12 protein-coding genes are annotated in these 17312 nt (G+C 58.5%); 7 read left to right on the top strand and 5 right to left on the bottom strand.

Annotation, left to right across the window (positions count from 1 at the left end; all coding sequences use genetic code 11):
- Nucleotides 1-24: 24 nt before the first annotated feature.
- The 7 genes from nusA to H8F21_RS11760 all read left to right on the top strand — a co-directional run bounded on the left by nusA (nucleotide 25) and on the right by H8F21_RS11760 (nucleotide 8869).
- Nucleotides 25-1506 carry a transcription termination factor NusA gene (gene nusA, locus H8F21_RS11730; RefSeq protein ID WP_203482759.1) on the top strand — a complete coding sequence of 494 codons (1482 nt, stop codon included), beginning with the start codon at nucleotides 25-27 and terminating at the stop codon, nucleotides 1504-1506.
- Nucleotides 1507-1533: 27 nt separating this feature from the next.
- Nucleotides 1534-4041 carry a translation initiation factor IF-2 gene (gene infB / locus H8F21_RS11735; protein ID WP_203584389.1) on the top strand — a complete coding sequence of 836 codons (2508 nt, stop codon included), beginning with the start codon at nucleotides 1534-1536 and terminating at the stop codon, nucleotides 4039-4041.
- Nucleotides 4042-4162: 121 nt separating this feature from the next.
- Nucleotides 4163-4561: a 30S ribosome-binding factor RbfA gene (gene rbfA / locus H8F21_RS11740; protein ID WP_203482757.1), complete on the top strand. Its 399-nt coding sequence runs from the start codon at nucleotides 4163-4165 to the stop codon at nucleotides 4559-4561.
- A gap of 3 nt (nucleotides 4562-4564) precedes the next feature.
- A complete protein-coding gene (gene truB / locus H8F21_RS11745) occupies nucleotides 4565-5482 on the top strand; it encodes a tRNA pseudouridine(55) synthase TruB (protein ID WP_203584390.1) in 918 nt (305 codons plus the stop codon).
- A 153-nt stretch (nucleotides 5483-5635) separates the two neighbouring features.
- The gene (gene rpsO, locus H8F21_RS11750) at nucleotides 5636-5905 is read left to right on the top strand and encodes a 30S ribosomal protein S15 (protein WP_203482755.1); all 270 of its coding nucleotides are present in this window, start codon (nucleotides 5636-5638) and stop codon (nucleotides 5903-5905) included.
- Nucleotides 5906-6155: 250 nt separating this feature from the next.
- A complete protein-coding gene (gene pnp, locus H8F21_RS11755; RefSeq protein ID WP_136474447.1) occupies nucleotides 6156-8261 on the top strand; it encodes a polyribonucleotide nucleotidyltransferase in 2106 nt (701 codons plus the stop codon).
- Nucleotides 8262-8518: 257 nt separating this feature from the next.
- Nucleotides 8519-8869: a BON domain-containing protein gene (locus H8F21_RS11760; protein ID WP_136474448.1), complete on the top strand. Its 351-nt coding sequence runs from the start codon at nucleotides 8519-8521 to the stop codon at nucleotides 8867-8869.
- A 126-nt stretch (nucleotides 8870-8995) separates the two neighbouring features.
- Here the strand turns inward: H8F21_RS11760 and H8F21_RS11765 are convergent, their stop codons facing one another.
- The 5 genes from H8F21_RS11765 to acs all read right to left on the bottom strand — a co-directional run bounded on the left by H8F21_RS11765 (nucleotide 8996) and on the right by acs (nucleotide 17269).
- Nucleotides 8996-11935 carry a DUF748 domain-containing protein gene (locus H8F21_RS11765; protein ID WP_203584391.1) on the bottom strand — a complete coding sequence of 980 codons (2940 nt, stop codon included), beginning with the start codon at nucleotides 11933-11935 and terminating at the stop codon, nucleotides 8996-8998.
- Between the two features lie 90 nt (nucleotides 11936-12025).
- Nucleotides 12026-13042, bottom strand: a complete 1017-nt coding sequence (locus tag H8F21_RS11770) for a class I SAM-dependent rRNA methyltransferase (protein ID WP_203584392.1) — start codon at nucleotides 13040-13042, stop codon at nucleotides 12026-12028.
- Between the two features lie 83 nt (nucleotides 13043-13125).
- Nucleotides 13126-14304 carry an acetyl-CoA C-acetyltransferase gene (locus tag H8F21_RS11775; RefSeq protein WP_203482717.1) on the bottom strand — a complete coding sequence of 393 codons (1179 nt, stop codon included), beginning with the start codon at nucleotides 14302-14304 and terminating at the stop codon, nucleotides 13126-13128.
- Between the two features lie 123 nt (nucleotides 14305-14427).
- A complete protein-coding gene (locus H8F21_RS11780; protein ID WP_203543997.1) occupies nucleotides 14428-15297 on the bottom strand; it encodes an oxygenase MpaB family protein in 870 nt (289 codons plus the stop codon).
- Nucleotides 15298-15334: 37 nt separating this feature from the next.
- Nucleotides 15335-17269, bottom strand: coding sequence for an acetate--CoA ligase (acs, locus tag H8F21_RS11785; RefSeq protein ID WP_203584393.1), 1935 nt, complete (start codon nucleotides 17267-17269; stop codon nucleotides 15335-15337).
- Nucleotides 17270-17312: the final 43 nt, after the last annotated feature.

The following is a 17312-nucleotide window of genomic DNA, read 5'->3' on the forward strand; positions in this document are numbered from 1 at the left end:
GGCTTGCGAAAGGCGAGGCGTACGATGAGCAAAGAAGTACTGCTGGTTGTTGAGTCGGTATCCAACGAAAAGGGCGTACCGGCCAGCGTAATTTTTGAAGCGCTGGAAGTGGCTCTGGCCACTGCAACCAAAAAGCGTTTTGACGACGAAGTAGACCTGCGTGTGGAAATCAACCGCCACACCGGTAGCTACGAAACCTTCCGTCGCTGGACGGTCGTCGAAGAAGCGGATCTGGATGATCCAGCAATCGAAGTCTGGCCGGCGAAGATCAAGGATTCTCATCCTGAAGCGAAAGTCGGCGACGTAATCGAAGAGAAGATCGAGTCGATCGAGTTCGGTCGCATTGCCGCCCAGACCGCCAAGCAAGTCATCGTCCAGAAGGTCCGTGAAGCCGAGCGCGCTCAAGTGGTAGATGCCTACCGCGAGCGTCTGGGCGAGATCATCTCTGGCACGGTCAAAAAAGTTACTCGAGACAACGTCATCGTTGACCTGGGCAACAACGCTGAAGCGCTGTTGGCCCGCGAAGACATCATCTCTCGCGAGACTTTCCGTGTAGGTGTGCGTCTGCGCGCCCTGCTCAAGGAAATTCGCACCGAGAACCGTGGTCCACAGCTGATCCTGTCGCGCACTGCGCCACAGATGCTGATCGAGCTTTTCCGCATCGAAGTGCCGGAAATTGCCGAGGGCCTGATCGAAGTTATGGCCGCGTCCCGTGATCCGGGTTCGCGCGCCAAAATCGCCGTACGCTCCAAGGACAAGCGCATTGATCCACAAGGTGCCTGTATCGGCATGCGTGGTTCGCGGGTCCAGGCAGTGTCCGGTGAACTGGGCGGCGAACGTGTGGATATCGTCCTGTGGGATGATAACCCTGCGCAGTTCGTCATCAACGCAATGTCGCCGGCTGAAGTCGCGGCGATCATCGTCGATGAAGACGCCCACGCCATGGACATCGCAGTGGGTGCCGACAACCTGGCCCAGGCGATCGGTCGTGGCGGCCAGAACGTGCGTCTTGCCAGCCAGTTGACCGGCTGGACCCTGAACGTGATGACCGAATCGGACATCCAGGCCAAGCAGCAAGCTGAAACCGGTGACATCCTGCGCAACTTCATCGACGAGCTGGAAGTCGACGAAGAGCTGGCCCAGGTGCTGGTCGATGAAGGCTTCACCAGCCTGGAAGAGATTGCCTACGTACCGTTGGAAGAAATGCTCAACATCGACGGCTTTGACGAAGAAATCGTCAACGAGCTTCGTGCTCGCGCCAAGGATCGCTTGTTGACCAAAGCCATCGCTACTGAGGAAAAGCTGGCAGACGCCCATCCGGCCGAAGACCTGCTCTCGCTTGAGGGTATGGACAAGGATTTGGCGATGGAACTGGCGGTGCGCGGCGTAGTTACCCGCGAAGACCTGGCCGAGCAGTCGATTGACGACCTGCTCGACATCGACGGCATCGACGAAGAGCGTGCCGGCAAGTTGATCATGGCCGCCCGAGCCCATTGGTTCGAGTAATTAGGCGCGGCCTGAGGAGAGAAGTGCATGACGCAAGTCACGGTGAAAGAATTGGCCCAAGAGGTCGCTGCACCGGTAGAGCGCCTGCTGCAGCAGATGCGTGAGGCAGGTCTGCCGCACACCGACGCCGGTCAGGTAGTGACCGATAATGAGAAGCAGGCTCTGCTGGCTCATTTGAAGAGCAGCCACAAGGCGAAGGTGGAAGAGCCGCGCAAGATTACCTTGCAGCGCAAGACCACCAGCACCCTGCGTGTTGCCGGTAGCAAGAGCATCAGCGTAGAAGTACGCAAGAAGAAAGTATTCGTTCAGCGCAGCCCGGAAGAAATTCAGGCCGAGCAGAAGCGTGAGCTGGAAGAGCGCCGCGCAGTAGAGAACGCTGCTCGCGAGAAAACCGAGTCCGAAGCACGTCAGCGTGCAGCGGAAGAAGCTCGTCGCCAGCCAGCCGCTGCTGCACCTGCTCCGGCAGCTGCTGCTCCGGCTGCCCCGGCACCTGCTCCGGTTGCAGCGCCTGCAGACGCCGCTCCGGCACCGGTTGCCGACCGCAAGAAAGACGACGTGCGTCGCAACGATAAGTCGCGTGACGACGATCGTCGTGGTGGTGAGCGCCGTAACGAAGCGCCACGCGTTTCGGTAAAGGTCAAGGAAAAGGAAAAGGCGCCAACTCCGCGCGCTGCTCCGCGTACCACCGACGAAGAAAGCGATGGTTTCCGTCGTGGTGGTCGTGGCAAGGGCAAGCCGAAGAAGCGTAATGCTCACGGCTTCCAGAGCCCGACCGGCCCGGTTATCCGCGACGTACAGATCGGCGAGACCATTACGGTTTCCGATTTGGCTAACCAGATGTCCGTTAAGGGCGCTGAAGTCGTCAAGTTCATGTTCAAGCTGGGTACCCCAGTGACCATCAACCAGGTGCTCGATCGCGAGACCGCTCAACTGGTTGCTGAAGAACTGGGCCACAAAGTTACCCTGGTCAGTGATACTGCCCTGGAAGACTCCCTGGCCGAATCGTTGAAGTTCGAAGGCGAGACTTCTGCCCGTGCACCTGTTGTGACCGTAATGGGTCACGTTGACCACGGTAAGACCTCGCTGCTCGACTACATTCGTCGTGCCAAGGTTGCTGCTGGCGAGGCCGGTGGTATTACTCAGCACATCGGTGCATACCACGTAGAAACCGATCGCGGTATGGTTACTTTCCTCGACACCCCAGGTCACGCCGCGTTTACTGCAATGCGTGCCCGTGGTGCCAAGGCCACCGACATCGTGATCCTCGTGGTCGCGGCGGACGATGGTGTGATGCCGCAAACCCGTGAAGCCGTCCAGCATGCCAAGGCCGCTGGTGTTCCACTGGTTGTAGCGGTGAACAAGATTGACAAGCCGGGCGCCGATCTCGACCGTATCCGTAACGAGCTGTCTGTCGAAGGCGTTACCTCCGAGGAGTGGGGTGGTGACACTCCTTTCGTCAAGGTATCGGCGAAGATGGGTACCGGTGTCGACGAGCTGCTCGAAGCCGTTCTGCTGCAAGCCGAAATCCTCGAGCTCAAGGCTACCCCGTCGGCCCCAGGTCGCGGTGTTGTAGTCGAGTCGCGTCTGGACAAGGGTCGCGGTCCGGTTGCTACCGTTCTGGTTCAAGACGGTACTCTGCGCCAGGGCGACATGGTCCTGTGCGGTTCGAACTACGGCCGTGTACGTGCCATGCTCGACGAAAACGGCAAGCCTGTTAAGGAAGCCGGTCCGGCTATCCCGGTCGAGATCCTCGGTCTGGACGGCACTCCGGATGCCGGTGACGAGCTGTCGGTAGTGGCTGACGAGAAGAAAGCCCGTGAAGTTGCCCTGTTCCGTCAAGGCAAGTTCCGCGAAGTCAAACTGGCTCGCGCGCATGCTGGCAAGCTCGAAAACATCTTCGAGAACATGGGCCAGGAAGAGAAGAAAACCCTCAACATCGTTCTCAAGTCCGATGTACGTGGTTCTCTTGAAGCCCTGCAAGGTTCCCTGAGCGGCCTTGGCAACGACGAAGTACAGGTTCGCGTGATTGGTGGCGGTGTCGGTGGTATCACCGAGAGCGACGCCAACCTGGCCCTGGCTTCCAATGCAGTACTGTTCGGCTTCAACGTTCGTGCCGATGCTGGCGCACGTAAGATCGTCGAGCAGGAAGGTCTGGATATGCGTTACTACAACGTGATCTACGACATCATTGAAGACGTCAAGAAAGCCTTGACCGGTATGCTCGGCAGCGATGTTCGCGAGAACATCCTCGGTATCGCCGAAGTGCGTGACGTGTTCCGTTCGCCTAAGTTCGGCGCCATCGCAGGCTGCATGGTCGTGGAAGGTGTGGTTTACCGCAACCGTCCGATCCGTGTACTGCGCGAAGACGTTGTTATCTTCGAAGGCGAGCTGGAATCGCTGCGTCGCTTCAAGGACGATGCGTCCGAAGTGCGTGCCGGCATGGAATGCGGTATCGGCGTGAAGAGCTACAACGACGTCAAAGTCGGCGACAAGATCGAAGTCTTCGAAAAAGTCCAAGTCGCTCGTACGCTTTAAGCATCGAGTATGGGAAGCGCGAAACGCCCGTCGCAAGGCGCTCGTTAGCGGTTCTGAACGCAACGCCCGGTCAGGCTCAAGCCTGACCGGGCGTTTGCCGCTTTAGTTACAGGTAGCAAAAATGGCCAAAGAATATAGCCGTACCCAACGCATTGGCGATCAGATGCAGCGCGAGCTGGCTCAACTGATTCGTCGCGAAGTCAAAGACCCACGCGTCGGCCTGGTGACAATCACCGCCGTCGACGTCAGCCGCGATGTCGGTCACGCCAAGGTGTACATCACCGTCATGGGCGATGACAGCGCTGAAGACATCAAGCAAAGCGTTAAAGTGCTCAATTCAGCCGCAGGTTTCCTGCGTATGCAGTTGGGCAAGGAAATGAAGCTGCGCAGCGTGCCGCAATTGCATTTCCACTACGATGAGAGCGTTACGCGTGGCGCCCATCTATCGGCGCTGATCGAGCGTGCTGTTGCCGAAGACAGCCAGCACCAGACTGCCGAAACCCCGGACACCAAGGAGTAAGCGGTGGCCCAGGTCAAACGTATTCGTCGTAACGTCAGTGGCATTATCCTGCTCGACAAGCCTTTGGGGTTCACCTCCAATGCCGCCTTGCAGAAGGTTCGCTGGTTGCTCAATGCCGAAAAGGCCGGGCACACCGGTAGCCTCGACCCGTTGGCCAGTGGCGTTCTGCCGTTGTGCTTCGGCGAGGCCACCAAGTTTTCCCAGTACCTGCTCGACTCTGACAAGGGGTACGAAACGGTGATGCAACTGGGACAGACCACCACTACCGGCGATGCTGAAGGCGAGGTGCTGAAGACACGGGACGTGACCGTCGGTCGCACCGATGTCGAAGCGGTTTTGCCACAATTTCGTGGTGAAATCAGTCAGATACCGCCGATGTACTCTGCCCTTAAACGCGATGGCCAGCCGCTGTACAAGCTTGCTCGTGCAGGGGAAGTAGTGGAGCGCGAGGCGCGTTCTGTTACTATTAAGCGCTTGGAGTTGCTCGAGTGCGAAGGCACCCGGGTACGCCTCTCGGTCGGTTGCACCAAAGGTACCTACATCCGCACGCTGGTCGAGGATATCGGCGAGCAGTTGGGGTGTGGCGCCTATGTCGCCGAACTGCGTCGCACTCACGCCGGGCCTTTTGAACTGGCCCAGACCGTGACCCTCGAAGAACTTGAAGCGGTTCACGCTGAAGGTGGCAACGAAGCAGTCGATCGCTTCTTGATGCCTTCGGACAGCGGTCTGCAAGACTGGCCTTTGCTGCAGTTCTCTGAGCATAGTGCTTTTTACTGGTTGCATGGCCAACCGGTCAGGGCTCCCGAAGCGCCGAAGTTCGGCATGGTTCGGGTGCAAGATCAAAACGGTCGCTTCATTGGTATCGGTGAAGTGAGCGAAGACGGGCGCATTGCGCCACGTCGTTTGATTCGGTCGGAATGATCGAAACCTTCAGTTTCAGGCCTTAGCCTGGAACTGGTGGTAAAGAGGATGGCTGTTAATAGGCATGGTCACGCCTCACTTTATGAATACAGGGATTTGTCCCTGGCCTATTGGAAACCGTTTGTTCGGTTTCCCTTGATTTGGAGAAGCCAGATGGCACTCAGCGTTGAAGAAAAAGCAAAGATCGTTGGCGAATACCAGCAAGCAGCCGGTGACACCGGTTCGCCAGAAGTGCAGGTTGCACTGCTGACCGCCAACATCAACAAGCTGCAAGGCCACTTCAAGGCCAACGGTAAAGATCACCACTCCCGTCGTGGTCTGATCCGTATGGTTAACCAGCGTCGTAAGCTGCTGGACTACCTGAAGGGCAAAGACGCCACTCGTTACAGCGCCCTGATCGGTCGCCTGGGTCTGCGTCGCTAATAGCGGCCTGGCCAGTGGTGTGCGCGGCGTGCTGTATTCATCGCTTCCGATGCCTGGCATCGGGAGCGATGAGTACGCCGCGCGTATCTATGAGGTTGGTTGTTTGCCTCGCCTAAGCGGTTTACCGCAAGGGCAGGGCAGGCTTCCAGCCTCTAGTTTTATCTGGACTGCCAACAGGGCCGATTCCCTGTTCTGCCCAAGAATTCGCAAGAACCAGTTCCCCCAGAGCCACTGAAGAAGGTAGGAAACCGTGAACCCGGTAATCAAGAAATTTCAGTTCGGTCAGTCGACCGTAACCCTCGAGACGGGCCGTATTGCTCGTCAAGCGTCCGGCGCCGTATTGGTCACTGTCGATAACGATGTCACCGTGCTGGTGACCGTGGTCGGTGCCAAACAGGCTGATCCAGGCAAAGGCTTCTTCCCCCTGTCCGTTCACTATCAGGAAAAGACCTACGCCGCCGGCAAGATCCCAGGTGGTTTCTTCAAGCGTGAAGGCCGTCCTTCCGAGAAAGAAACCCTGACCTCGCGTCTGATCGACCGTCCGATCCGTCCGCTGTTCCCAGAAGGTTTCATGAACGAAGTGCAGGTTGTCTGCACCGTCGTTTCCACCAGCAAGAAGACCGATCCGGACATCGCTGCGATGATCGGTACCTCGGCTGCCCTGGCAATCTCCGGCATTCCGTTCGAAGGCCCGATTGGCGCTGCGCGCGTTGCTTTCCACGAAAGCACCGGCTACCTGCTGAACCCAACTTACGAGCAACTGGCTGCTTCTAGCCTGGACATGGTCGTTGCCGGTACTTCCGACGCCGTACTGATGGTTGAATCGGAAGCCAAAGAGCTGACCGAAGACCAGATGCTGGGCGCCGTACTGTTCGCTCACGACGAGTTCCAGGCTGTTATCCAGGCGGTAAAAGAACTGGCTGCCGAAGCTGCCAAGCCTACTTGGGATTGGACTGCCAAAGCCGAGAACACCCCACTGCTGAGCGCCATCCGTGGCGAGTTCGGTGCTGCGGTTTCCGACGCCTACACCATCACCGTCAAGGCCGACCGTTATGCTCGTCTGGGCGAGCTGCGCGATCAGGCGATCGCCAAGTTCTCCGGCGAAGAAGGTCAGCCAGCGGCTTCCGAAGTCAAAGAAATCTTCGGTGAAATCGAATACCGCACCGTTCGCGAAAACATCGTTAACGGCAAGCCACGTATCGACGGTCGCGACACCAAGACCGTACGTCCGCTGAACATCGAAGTCGGTGTTCTGCCAAAAACCCACGGTTCGGCCCTGTTCACCCGTGGCGAAACCCAGGCACTGGTCGTTGCGACCCTGGGTACTGCCCGTGATGCCCAACTGCTGGACACCCTCGAAGGCGAGAAAAAAGACCCCTTCATGCTGCACTACAACTTCCCACCGTTCTCGGTAGGTGAGTGTGGTCGCATGGGCGGTGCTGGTCGCCGTGAAATCGGTCACGGTCGTCTGGCTCGCCGTTCGGTTCAGGCTATGCTGCCTGCCGCCGACGTGTTCCCGTACACCATCCGTGTAGTATCGGAAATCACCGAGTCCAACGGTTCCAGCTCCATGGCTTCGGTCTGCGGTGCTTCCCTGGCACTGATGGATGCCGGTGTACCGATGAAGGCACCGGTTGCCGGTATCGCCATGGGTCTGGTTAAAGAAGGCGAGAAATTCGCTATTTTGACCGACATCCTCGGTGACGAAGACCACCTGGGCGACATGGACTTCAAGGTTGCTGGTACCGCTAAAGGCGTTACCGCACTGCAGATGGACATCAAGATCAACGGCATTACCGAAGAGATCATGGAAATCGCCCTGGGCCAAGCCCTGGAAGCGCGCCTGAACATCCTCGGCCAGATGAACCAGATCATTGGTCAGTCCCGTAGCGAGCTGTCGGAAAATGCTCCGACCATGATCGCCATGAAGATCGACACCGACAAGATCCGTGACGTCATCGGTAAAGGTGGCGCGACCATTCGTGCAATCTGCGAAGAGACCAAGGCTTCGATCGATATCGAAGACGACGGCTCGATCAAGATCTTCGGCGAAACCAAAGAAGCTGCTGAAGCTGCCCGTCAGCGCGTTCTGGGTATTACCGCTGAGGCCGAGATCGGCAAGATCTACGTCGGTAAGGTAGAGCGCATCGTTGACTTCGGTGCCTTCGTTAACATCCTGCCGGGCAAGGACGGTCTGGTTCACATCTCTATGCTGAGCGATGCTCGCGTCGAGAAAGTGACCGATATCCTCAAAGAAGGTCAGGAAGTTGAAGTACTGGTACTGGACGTGGACAACCGCGGCCGTATCAAGCTGTCGATCAAGGACGTTGCTGCTGCCAAGGCATCCGGCGTTTAAGAACGTAGCTTAAGAAAAAGGACCTTTCGGGGTCCTTTTTTTATGCCCGGAAAATTACCTTGCGGACTTGCATCTTGCATGCAGGATTTTTCCACGGCTTGCAAATTGCACGATTGGATTTTTCGCGAGATTTTATAAATCATTGATTTATAAAAGAAAAAATAATTCAAAAACCTGGCACAAGCTCTGCAACGGTATTCATACACCTGCTGCCAGGATTCACGGCGCAGATTTTTCGAAAAACAGGAGTGTCTCGTATGAAGAAGTTCGCTATTGCTGCCGCTACTGCCACCGCTCTGACGCTGACCATGGCCAACGCGGCGTTTGCCCAACAAACCGCCCAGGCTCCGATGACCCTAGCTGCCGGTGAAATGACCAAGGCAACTGAAGCGGGTTCTGACACCTGGATCACCACCAAGGTCAAAGCTGATCTGATGACTGAAAAAGGCGTACCAGGCACCGATATCAAGGTAGAGACCAACAAAGGCGTTGTCTCCCTCTCTTCGGACGTAGCTGTCACTGCTTCGCAGAAAGAAATGGCAGTAGCAATTGCCAAGAAAATCAAAGGTGTTCAAGCCGTTTCGGCTGACGGTCTGAAAGCCGAGTAAGGTTTGTCCCGACTCGCTGAGCTTTTAAGGTTCATGCGAAAGACCAAAAGGACTTGGTCACTCAAAGCCCCGGCACTTATTGCCGGGGCTTCTTTTTGATCGCGGCGCAGGCCTGACCCTAGTGGCTCACTCGGCATCCAGATGCAGTGGCGTGATCACTCGGCCATCGGCTTCAGCTTGACCTAGGCTGGCATCGATAAAGTACACCCGGTCATCCTCAAGCTTACCTTTATCGACCAGGTAGTCCTTGATGCTGCTGGCCCGGGCCTGGCCCAGTTGGCGCAGCAGCAGCGCGCTTTCGCCCCAGGATTTGAGCACTGCGTCGCGCAACTGGTTGCTGCGTTGCTCACGGTCCAGTTGCTCCCACTCAGCCGGTGGCTGCTGTTTCATACGGGTGCGGTAGATACCTTCGAGCATGGCCGGCTTATCGCTCTCAGGAACAGTCAGGTCCGATGCCTGGGCGGGAACCTTGTCGCCACGACGTTGGAGAATCTTGTAGTAGGTGCTCTGATACTCACGTTCCAGGCGCTGCTGGGCAATCAACGGCCCGTCACTGCTCTGGGCGCTGGTGCCTTCAATCTCCAGGCGCAGGGCAGGGCGTTCCTTGAGCGCCGCTGCCAGCTTGTCCAGGGCGCTCTGTGCGTCGGGTGCCAAGTCGCTGGAGCCTGCGGCGAAGGCGACGTTACCGAGGTCCTGGGCATCACCGCCGCTGATCAGTCCACCAATGAATTTGAACGGCGCCTGGGCCGCACGCAGCACCAGGTTACGCAGGGTTTGCCAGACGATCGGCATCACGCTGAACTGCGGGTCGTTCAAATCGCCGGTAACGGGCAGCTCGATGGAAATCTTGCCGTCGGTATCCTTGAGCAAGGCCACTGCCAGGCGAATAGGCAGGTCGACTGCATCCGGGCTGTCGACCTTTTCACCGAGTTGCAGTTGTTCGACCACCACCTTGTTTTCGGCCTTGAGCTTGCCCTGGGTGATGATGTAATGCAGATCGATGTTCAGGCGGCCCTTGCGGATACGGAACCCGGCGAATTTACCCGAGTAAGGTGTCAGGGTGGTCAGCTCGACACGCTTGAAGCTGGTAGCGATATCCAGGCTTGCCATCGGGTCGAAGGGGTTCAATGCACCTTTGATGGTCACAGGCGCATAACGATCGACCTTGCCCTTGATGTCGACTTTGGCCGGTTTGGGCTGGCGATTGTCGATCGTACCGATTTGCCCGTTCAACTGCTGGATAGCAGTCGCGAAGTTGGGAGTCAGGCTGAAGTCGGCGAAGTTCGCCGAGCCGTCGTTGATGTCGATGGCGCCGATACGAATACCCAGCGGCTTGTCGCTGCTGGCCGGTGCTTGGCTTTTTGCCGGGGCATTGCTTTGCGCGGTGGCTGGCTGTGGAATCAACAGGTCATCGACGTTGGTGGTGCGGTCTTCGTTGATCATGAAGCGTGCGTAGGGTTGCTTCAAGCTGACTTTGCCAATGCTCAGCGTATCGCCATGACGATAGGACAAGCCGTCCAGGTTCAGTTGCTGCCATTTGACGAAGTCGCGATTCTTGATCGTATCCAGCGTGTGCAACTGGTTGACCTGTGCCTTGCCATCAATGTTGAACGCCAGTGGCTCGGTACTCTTGAGGTCAACATTGAGGTCGCTGCCGAGCATGCCGCTACGTAGTTCAAGGCGGATGAACGGGCTGATATAGGCTTGGGCGATTCGCAGGTCTATGTCCTGGGTGTTGACCTTGAGCTTCGCGCTGACAGGTGACAGGTTGACCTCACCGGCTGCCTGCAATTTGCCTTGTTTGCCCACGCCGGTATCGAGCTTGAGGTTGAAAGGCGACTGATTGAGGCTGTCGAAGTTCTGCAGATCCAGGTTCAGCGGCCCGACATCCAGGGCTACCGGCTCTTTTTGAGAGCGGTCGGCCAGATGAACTTTATAGTTGCGCAGTTGCACGTCCTTGAGCAGTACTTGCCAAGGCTTTGCGGGCTCGGCAGGGATTTTCTCCTGACTGTCAGGTTCGGCAGCAGCGGGTTCGGCTTTGTCTTTTGCCGTAGGCTTGGCCGGCTGACTGGCGAACAGTTTTTGCCAATCAAGTTGGCCATCTACCTCCAGGGCTGCCCAGGTTTCGAGCCGTTCACTGCGGATTTTGCCGATCGTGACAACTTGCTTGGCGAGGTCGATTGACGTTTCGCTGACATCCAGGCGAGCCAGGCGCGCGAGCGGCCTACCGTCCGGTGCCTTGATGGCAAAAGGCGCAATGCTCACCGAGGTGTTGTCCAGCAACAGTTCGGTTTCTTTCGAGAGATTCAGTTTGTAGTGGGTGTCGAGGCTTACCACGCCTTCTTCCAGCACCAGCGGCACGGCGTCGCGTACATACGGCCAGAAGGCTTTCATCTTGCCGTCAGTGACCTTGAGGGTACCTTCAGAGGCGATGGGTACCAGGCTCAGGGTGCCGCTCCAGTCGATGCGACCACCTGCCGGCCCGATGGCAACCAGGGTCATATCACTGCTGTCATCAGGCAGCGTGCTGAGGTTCTTGAGTTCCAGATTCATCGAGTCGTACAAGAACTCGATGGGTTCGCTGGGGCGCAAGTCCTGGAAGTGCAGGTAGCCTTCGTGGAGCTTTATGCTGCCGATGCGCAATGGGAAAGGATCGCTGGCTGGCTCATCAGCTTTTGGTTCGCTGGGCGGCAATTTGAACAGTTGTGTGAGATTCAGCGTGCCATCTTTGGCGAACAGCAACTCGGTGTGGGGCTTGTCCAGCTCCACGCCAGCAAGGTGCAGGGCGCCAGTCCACACGCTGTCGAGCTGCAGGTTGGCGTACAGTCGCTCGAAACCGACCTGTTCCTTGCCCGGCTCGCCTATCTGCAGGCCCCAGAGTGTCAGCTCGAGGCTGAACGGGTTGAGCTCTATACGCTGCAGATGGGCAGGTACCGTGGCGTAGTTGGCCAACTGCTGGTTGGCGATGCGCAAGGCAACACCTGGGAGAATCAGAAAGCCAAGCAGGCTGTAAAGGGCCAAGGCGGCCAACATGGCGCCGATGGCGCGTTTCAATCCTTTGGGCATGTGCGGCGTCGTCTATCTGTCACGGAGGTGCTTGGAGTATGGCACGTAAAATCGGTTCCGAAGGTAGCGCGGAATATCCGCTTTTTTCTTTCAGAGCTGCAAAATCAAGGTCTTGAGCGGTGGCTGAGCGTCCTGTGACGGAAAGTCGCTGGCCGGTGACAGCACCTGACAGTCGCGCACCGGCCGGCCTGCTTTTTCGGCGCAACGCAGTACTTGCTCGCGCCAATCGGTGAGGCTGACTCTGGCCAGGTTGTTACAACAGATCAGCACGCCATCCTCGGCAGTGCTAAGCAGCGCGGGCTTGAGCAGGCTTTGATAGTCACGTAACAAGTCGACGGTCCCGAACGCGCTCTTGGCCCAGGCAGGCGGATCGAGAAACACCAGGTCGAACTGGCGCTGTTCCAGGCGCGGGTAGGCTGGCAGCTTGTGACCACGGCGCTGGCTGATGGGCAAACCGGCGAACTGGCGAATGGCTGGAAAGTAATCGGATTGGATGAAACTCATCGGCACTAACTGTGGGTTAAGCGCAGCGTTTTCCTTGCCCACCGCCAGATTGCCCTCGGCAAAGTCCAGATTGCATACCTCGCTGGCACCACCCGCTGCAGCACTAAGTCCTACACCACAGGTATAGGCAAAAAGATTGAGCACGCGTTTCCCGGCACTGTGTTGTTTTACCCAGCCGCGAGCGTTGCGCAGGTCGAGAAACAGTAGAGGGTCCTGCCCGCCATGGCGGCCACGGACACGGTAGTTCAGGCCCCACTCGTGGCCGACATGATCCGCCAGGGCCGCTTCGCTGGCCTGGTACACCGGGTCACGGCGGTCAATGCGGCTGTTACCTTGGGAGCGGTCGTTGTAGACCAGCAGAAGCTCGAGCCCCAGTTGCGTTTCAATCGAGGCGTGAAGTTCGAGCAAGGCGCTGGTTTCCAGCGTCTGGTGGAAGCTCTGCACCAATAGTTGCGGGCCGTAACGGTCAATGGTCAGGCCGCTGGCGCCCTCCTGGCTGCCGTGAAAAAGGCGATAGCAGTCGGTGCCTTGGGCATGCAGTTCAGCGATAAGACCCTGGCGGGCGTCGAGGGCGGCGCGCAGCGCCTGATTCAAGAGGGACATGCACGTGGCCTTGGTTTGCGGACGTGCAGTTTATCAGCTCATGCCATAGGCGGGGCCGTTGCGGCCCCGGCTACATTCTAATTTCAGCGCTCGATTGCCAGTGCCACACCCTGACCGCCGCCGATGCACAGGGTAGCCAGCCCCTTGCTCGCATCACGCTTGATCATTTCGTGCAGCAGCGTCACCAATACGCGGCACCCCGAGGCACCAATCGGGTGACCCAGCGCTATCGCGCCGCCGTTGACGTTGACCTTGCTGGCATCCCAGTCCAATTCCTTGCCCACCGACAATGCCTGGGCAGCGAAGGCTTCGTTGGCTTCGATCAGGTCCAGATCACTTAGCGCCCAACCGGCTTTTTCCAGGCAGCGACGTGTGGCACTGACCGGGCCGATGCCCATGATTGCCGGGTCGACACCGGCATTGGCGTAGGCCTTGATTCGCGCCAGGATCGGCAGCCCCAGTTGCTGGGCCTTGGCAGCACTCATCAGCATCACGGCAGCGGCGCCATCGTTGAGGGACGAGGCGTTGCCGGCGGTGACGCTGCCATCTTTCTTGAAGGCAGGCTTGAGCTTGCTCAGGGACTCGGCAGTGGTGCCGGCGCGCGGTTGTTCGTCAGTGGCAAAGGCAATCGGATCGCCTTTGCGTTGCGGGATCAGGATCGGGGTAATTTCGTCGACGAAGCGCTGCGCTTCGATGGCTGCGACAGCCTTTTGCTGGGAAGCGGCAGCAAAGGCGTCCTGTTCTTCACGGCTGATGCCGTATTTTTCCACCAGGTTCTCGGCGGTGATACCCATGTGGTAGTCGTTGAAGGCATCCCACAGGCCGTCGCTGATCATGCTGTCGATCAGGCTACTGTGGCCCATGCGCAAACCTGTGCGGGCGCCTGGCATTACGTAGTTGGCCAGGCTCATGTTTTCCTGGCCGCCAGCAATGATGACTTCAGCATCGCCGCAGCGAATGGCCTGGGTGGCCAGGTGCAGGGCCTTGAGCCCGGAACCGCAGACTTTGTTCAAGGTCATGGCCGGCACGGCGTGGGGCAGGCCTGCCTTGATCGCGGCCTGGCGCGCAGGGTTCTGCCCGGCGCCCGCAGTCAGCACCTGGCCGAGGATAACCTCATCGACCAGCTCGGCGTCGATGCCGGTTTGGGTCAGCAACTGGCGGATCACGGCAGCGCCGAGATCCACTGCGGGAATGGCGGCCAGCGCTCCTTGGTAGCTACCGACAGCTGTACGGGTGGCGGCAACAATAACGACATCTTGCATGGCGCAGGTCCTCACTCTTATTCATTTTGGTGTCAGAACAGCACAAGCCCATCGGGCCTTGATCGGCCGTCATGGTGGCATAGATGCGCGGCTTACGGCCATTGGCGAGCCGGCTGGTGGCTTTCAGTCGATACCCATGCGTCGCCGTGCCCTATGCGCAGAGCCATCACGCATGGCCCAGCGCAGGACGGGGGCAGTGGTCTTTATCCCCAGGCGAAGCACGCCGCGCTGCCACGTCGGTTGCTGGAGTTGCAGCATGTCGCTGGCCCATTCCGGTAGCAGGTCAATGCCTGCATGCAGCATCAGACGCCCTACCGGCTTGGCCAGACGGCTGGGGGCCGGGGCATCGAGCAGCACTTGTACCACCTCGTGGCTGCGCTCATCGCAGTGCAGGTGAGGGCGCATTGCTTGCAGGTAGTCGCTTACCTGTTGGCACGAGCGTGGTACGTCACGAGCACCCAGGCGCTCTGCAATCAGGGCAATCTCGGCGTAATAGGCATCTTGCTCGGCAACTGGCAGGTGCGGGTTGCGGTAGCGCAGGTGGGCGGCAAGAAAGCTGCTGACCTCCGCCACATGCACCCACGTCAGCAGGTCGGGGTCACTGGCAGCGTAAGGGCGACCGTCAGCGGAGGTGCCGACTACCTGCAAGTGAATGGTCCGGACCTTTTCGATCAACCAGTTGGCATCGCGGCTGGAGCCGAAGGTGGTGCCAGAGATGAACTGGCTGGTACGGCGCAGGCGCCCCAGCAAGTCCTGGCGGAAGTTGGAATGATCCCAGACCCCGGCCAGGGCCAGGGGGTGTAACAGCTGCAGAAGCAAGGCACTGATACCGCCGACCAGCATGCTGGGAAAATCGCCGTGTACACGCCAACTGATGCTTTGCGGGCCGAATAACCCTGGATCACCCTTGGGGGTTTCCAGATCAAGCTGTCCCAGGGACAAGCCGGTCAGGCTCATCACCTGGGTTTCGATACGGCGGCGAATCATTTCCATAGCTACCTTGTGATACGGCAGCCGGTAGAACTGCCGCTTACTGGTTTAGGCGTTTGTCGATCAGGCCCTGGACCACGCTGGGGTCGGCCAGTGTCGAAGTGTCACCGAGGTTTTCCAGTTCGTTACAGGCGATCTTGCGCAGGATCCGCCGCATGATCTTGCCTGAACGGGTTTTCGGCAAGGTTGGTGCCCATTGAATCAGGTCGGGTTTGGCAAAGCTGCCAATCTCCTTGCTGACCAGAGTTAGAAGCTCCTGCTTGAGCGTGTCGTCCGAATCAACGCCATTCATGGGGGTAACAAACGCATAGATACCCTGGCCCTTGAGATCATGAGGGTACCCGACCACGGCGGCTTCTGCGATGGCGTCATGCAAGACCAGTGCGCTCTCGACTTCAGCGGTGCCTATCCGGTGTCCCGACACGTTGATCACATCATCGACGCGGCCAGTTATCCACAGGTCGCCATCTTCGTCACGGCGAGCACCGTCCCCGGTGAAGTAGTAGCCGGGTAGCGGTTTGAAGTAAGTGTCGATCATCCGTTGGTGATCGCCATAGACGCTGCGGATCTGCCCAGGCCAACTGGCTTTGATCGCCAGTAGGCCACTGCCGGGCCCATCGATCAGTTTGCCCTTGTCGTCGAGCAACACCGGTTGCACACCGAACATCGGCTGGGTAGCACAGCCGGGCTTGACGCGTCGGGTGCCAACCAATGGAGTAATCATGATGCCGCCCGTTTCGGTCTGCCACCAGGTGTCGACTATCGGGCACCGTTGCTCGCCCACGGCATTGAAATACCAAATCCAGGCTTCCGGGTTGATGGGCTCACCGACACTGCCAAGCAGGCGCAGGCTTTTGCGTGAAGTGGATTTGAGCGGTGCTTCGCCTTCTCGCATCAGGGCGCGCAGGGCGGTGGGTGCGGTATAGAAGATGTTCACGTTGTGTTTATCCACTACCTGCCAGAAGCGCGAGGCATCGGGGTAGTTGGGCACGCCCTCGAACATCAAGGTGATAGCGCCATTGGCCAGGGGACCGTAGACGATGTAACTGTGACCGGTCACCCAGCCGACATCCGCCGTGCACCAGAACACTTCGCCGTCGCGGTAGTCGAACACTGTCTTGAAGGTCAGTGCAGCCTGTAACAGGTAACCACCCGTGGTGTGCAGCACGCCCTTGGGTTTTCCGGTGCTGCCGGAGGTGTAGAGGATGAACAGCGGGTCTTCTGCATCCATTGGCTCGGGAGGGCAATCCCCGTCTACGTGGGTGATCGCCTGGTGATACCAGAGGTCGCGGCCCTCACGCCAGTCGATCTTGCCTGCGGTACGCTGGATCACCACCACACTGCTCACCTCCGGGCAACTGAGCAGGGCCTTGTCGACGTTGTTCTTCAGCGCCACGGTCTTGCCACCGCGAACACCTTCATCGGCAGTGATGACCGTGCGGCAGTCGGCGTCGAGAATACGATCACGCAGTGCATCGGGCGAGAACCCCCCAAACACGACCGAATGGATCGCTCCGATGCGACTGCACGCGAGCATGGCGTAAGCGGCCTCGGGGACCATAGGCATATAAATACATACCCGATCCCCTTTCTTCACGCCGCGCTGCTTGAGCACATTGGCCAGGCGGCACACATGGCTGTGCAGTTCACGGTAGGTGATGACGCTGGAGTCGGCAGGGTTGTCGCCTTCACGGATAATTGCGGGCTGGTCGCCGCGCGAAGCCAGGTGACGATCGATACAGTTGTAGCTGACGTTGAGTTGAGCGTCCTTGAACCATGTCGCTTGACCGGTCTTCATGTCGCTTTGCTGGATGCAACTCCAAGGCCTGATCCAATCCAAGATGCTGGCTTGTTCGGACCAGAAGCTATCAGGGTCTTCGATCGATTGGCGGTACAGGCGCTCATAGTCGGCCTGGTTCAGTTGCGCCGCTTTGCTGACGGCATCGGCGTGGGGGTAGGCGCTGATATCGAACATGGCGGGGTCCTGTCCTGAATGTTTTTGTCAGGACAGTGTAGCC

Origin of the sequence: Pseudomonas arcuscaelestis (assembly GCF_016881005.1) — a bacterium.
In the GTDB taxonomy this organism is placed as follows: domain Bacteria; phylum Pseudomonadota; class Gammaproteobacteria; order Pseudomonadales; family Pseudomonadaceae; genus Aquipseudomonas; species Aquipseudomonas arcuscaelestis.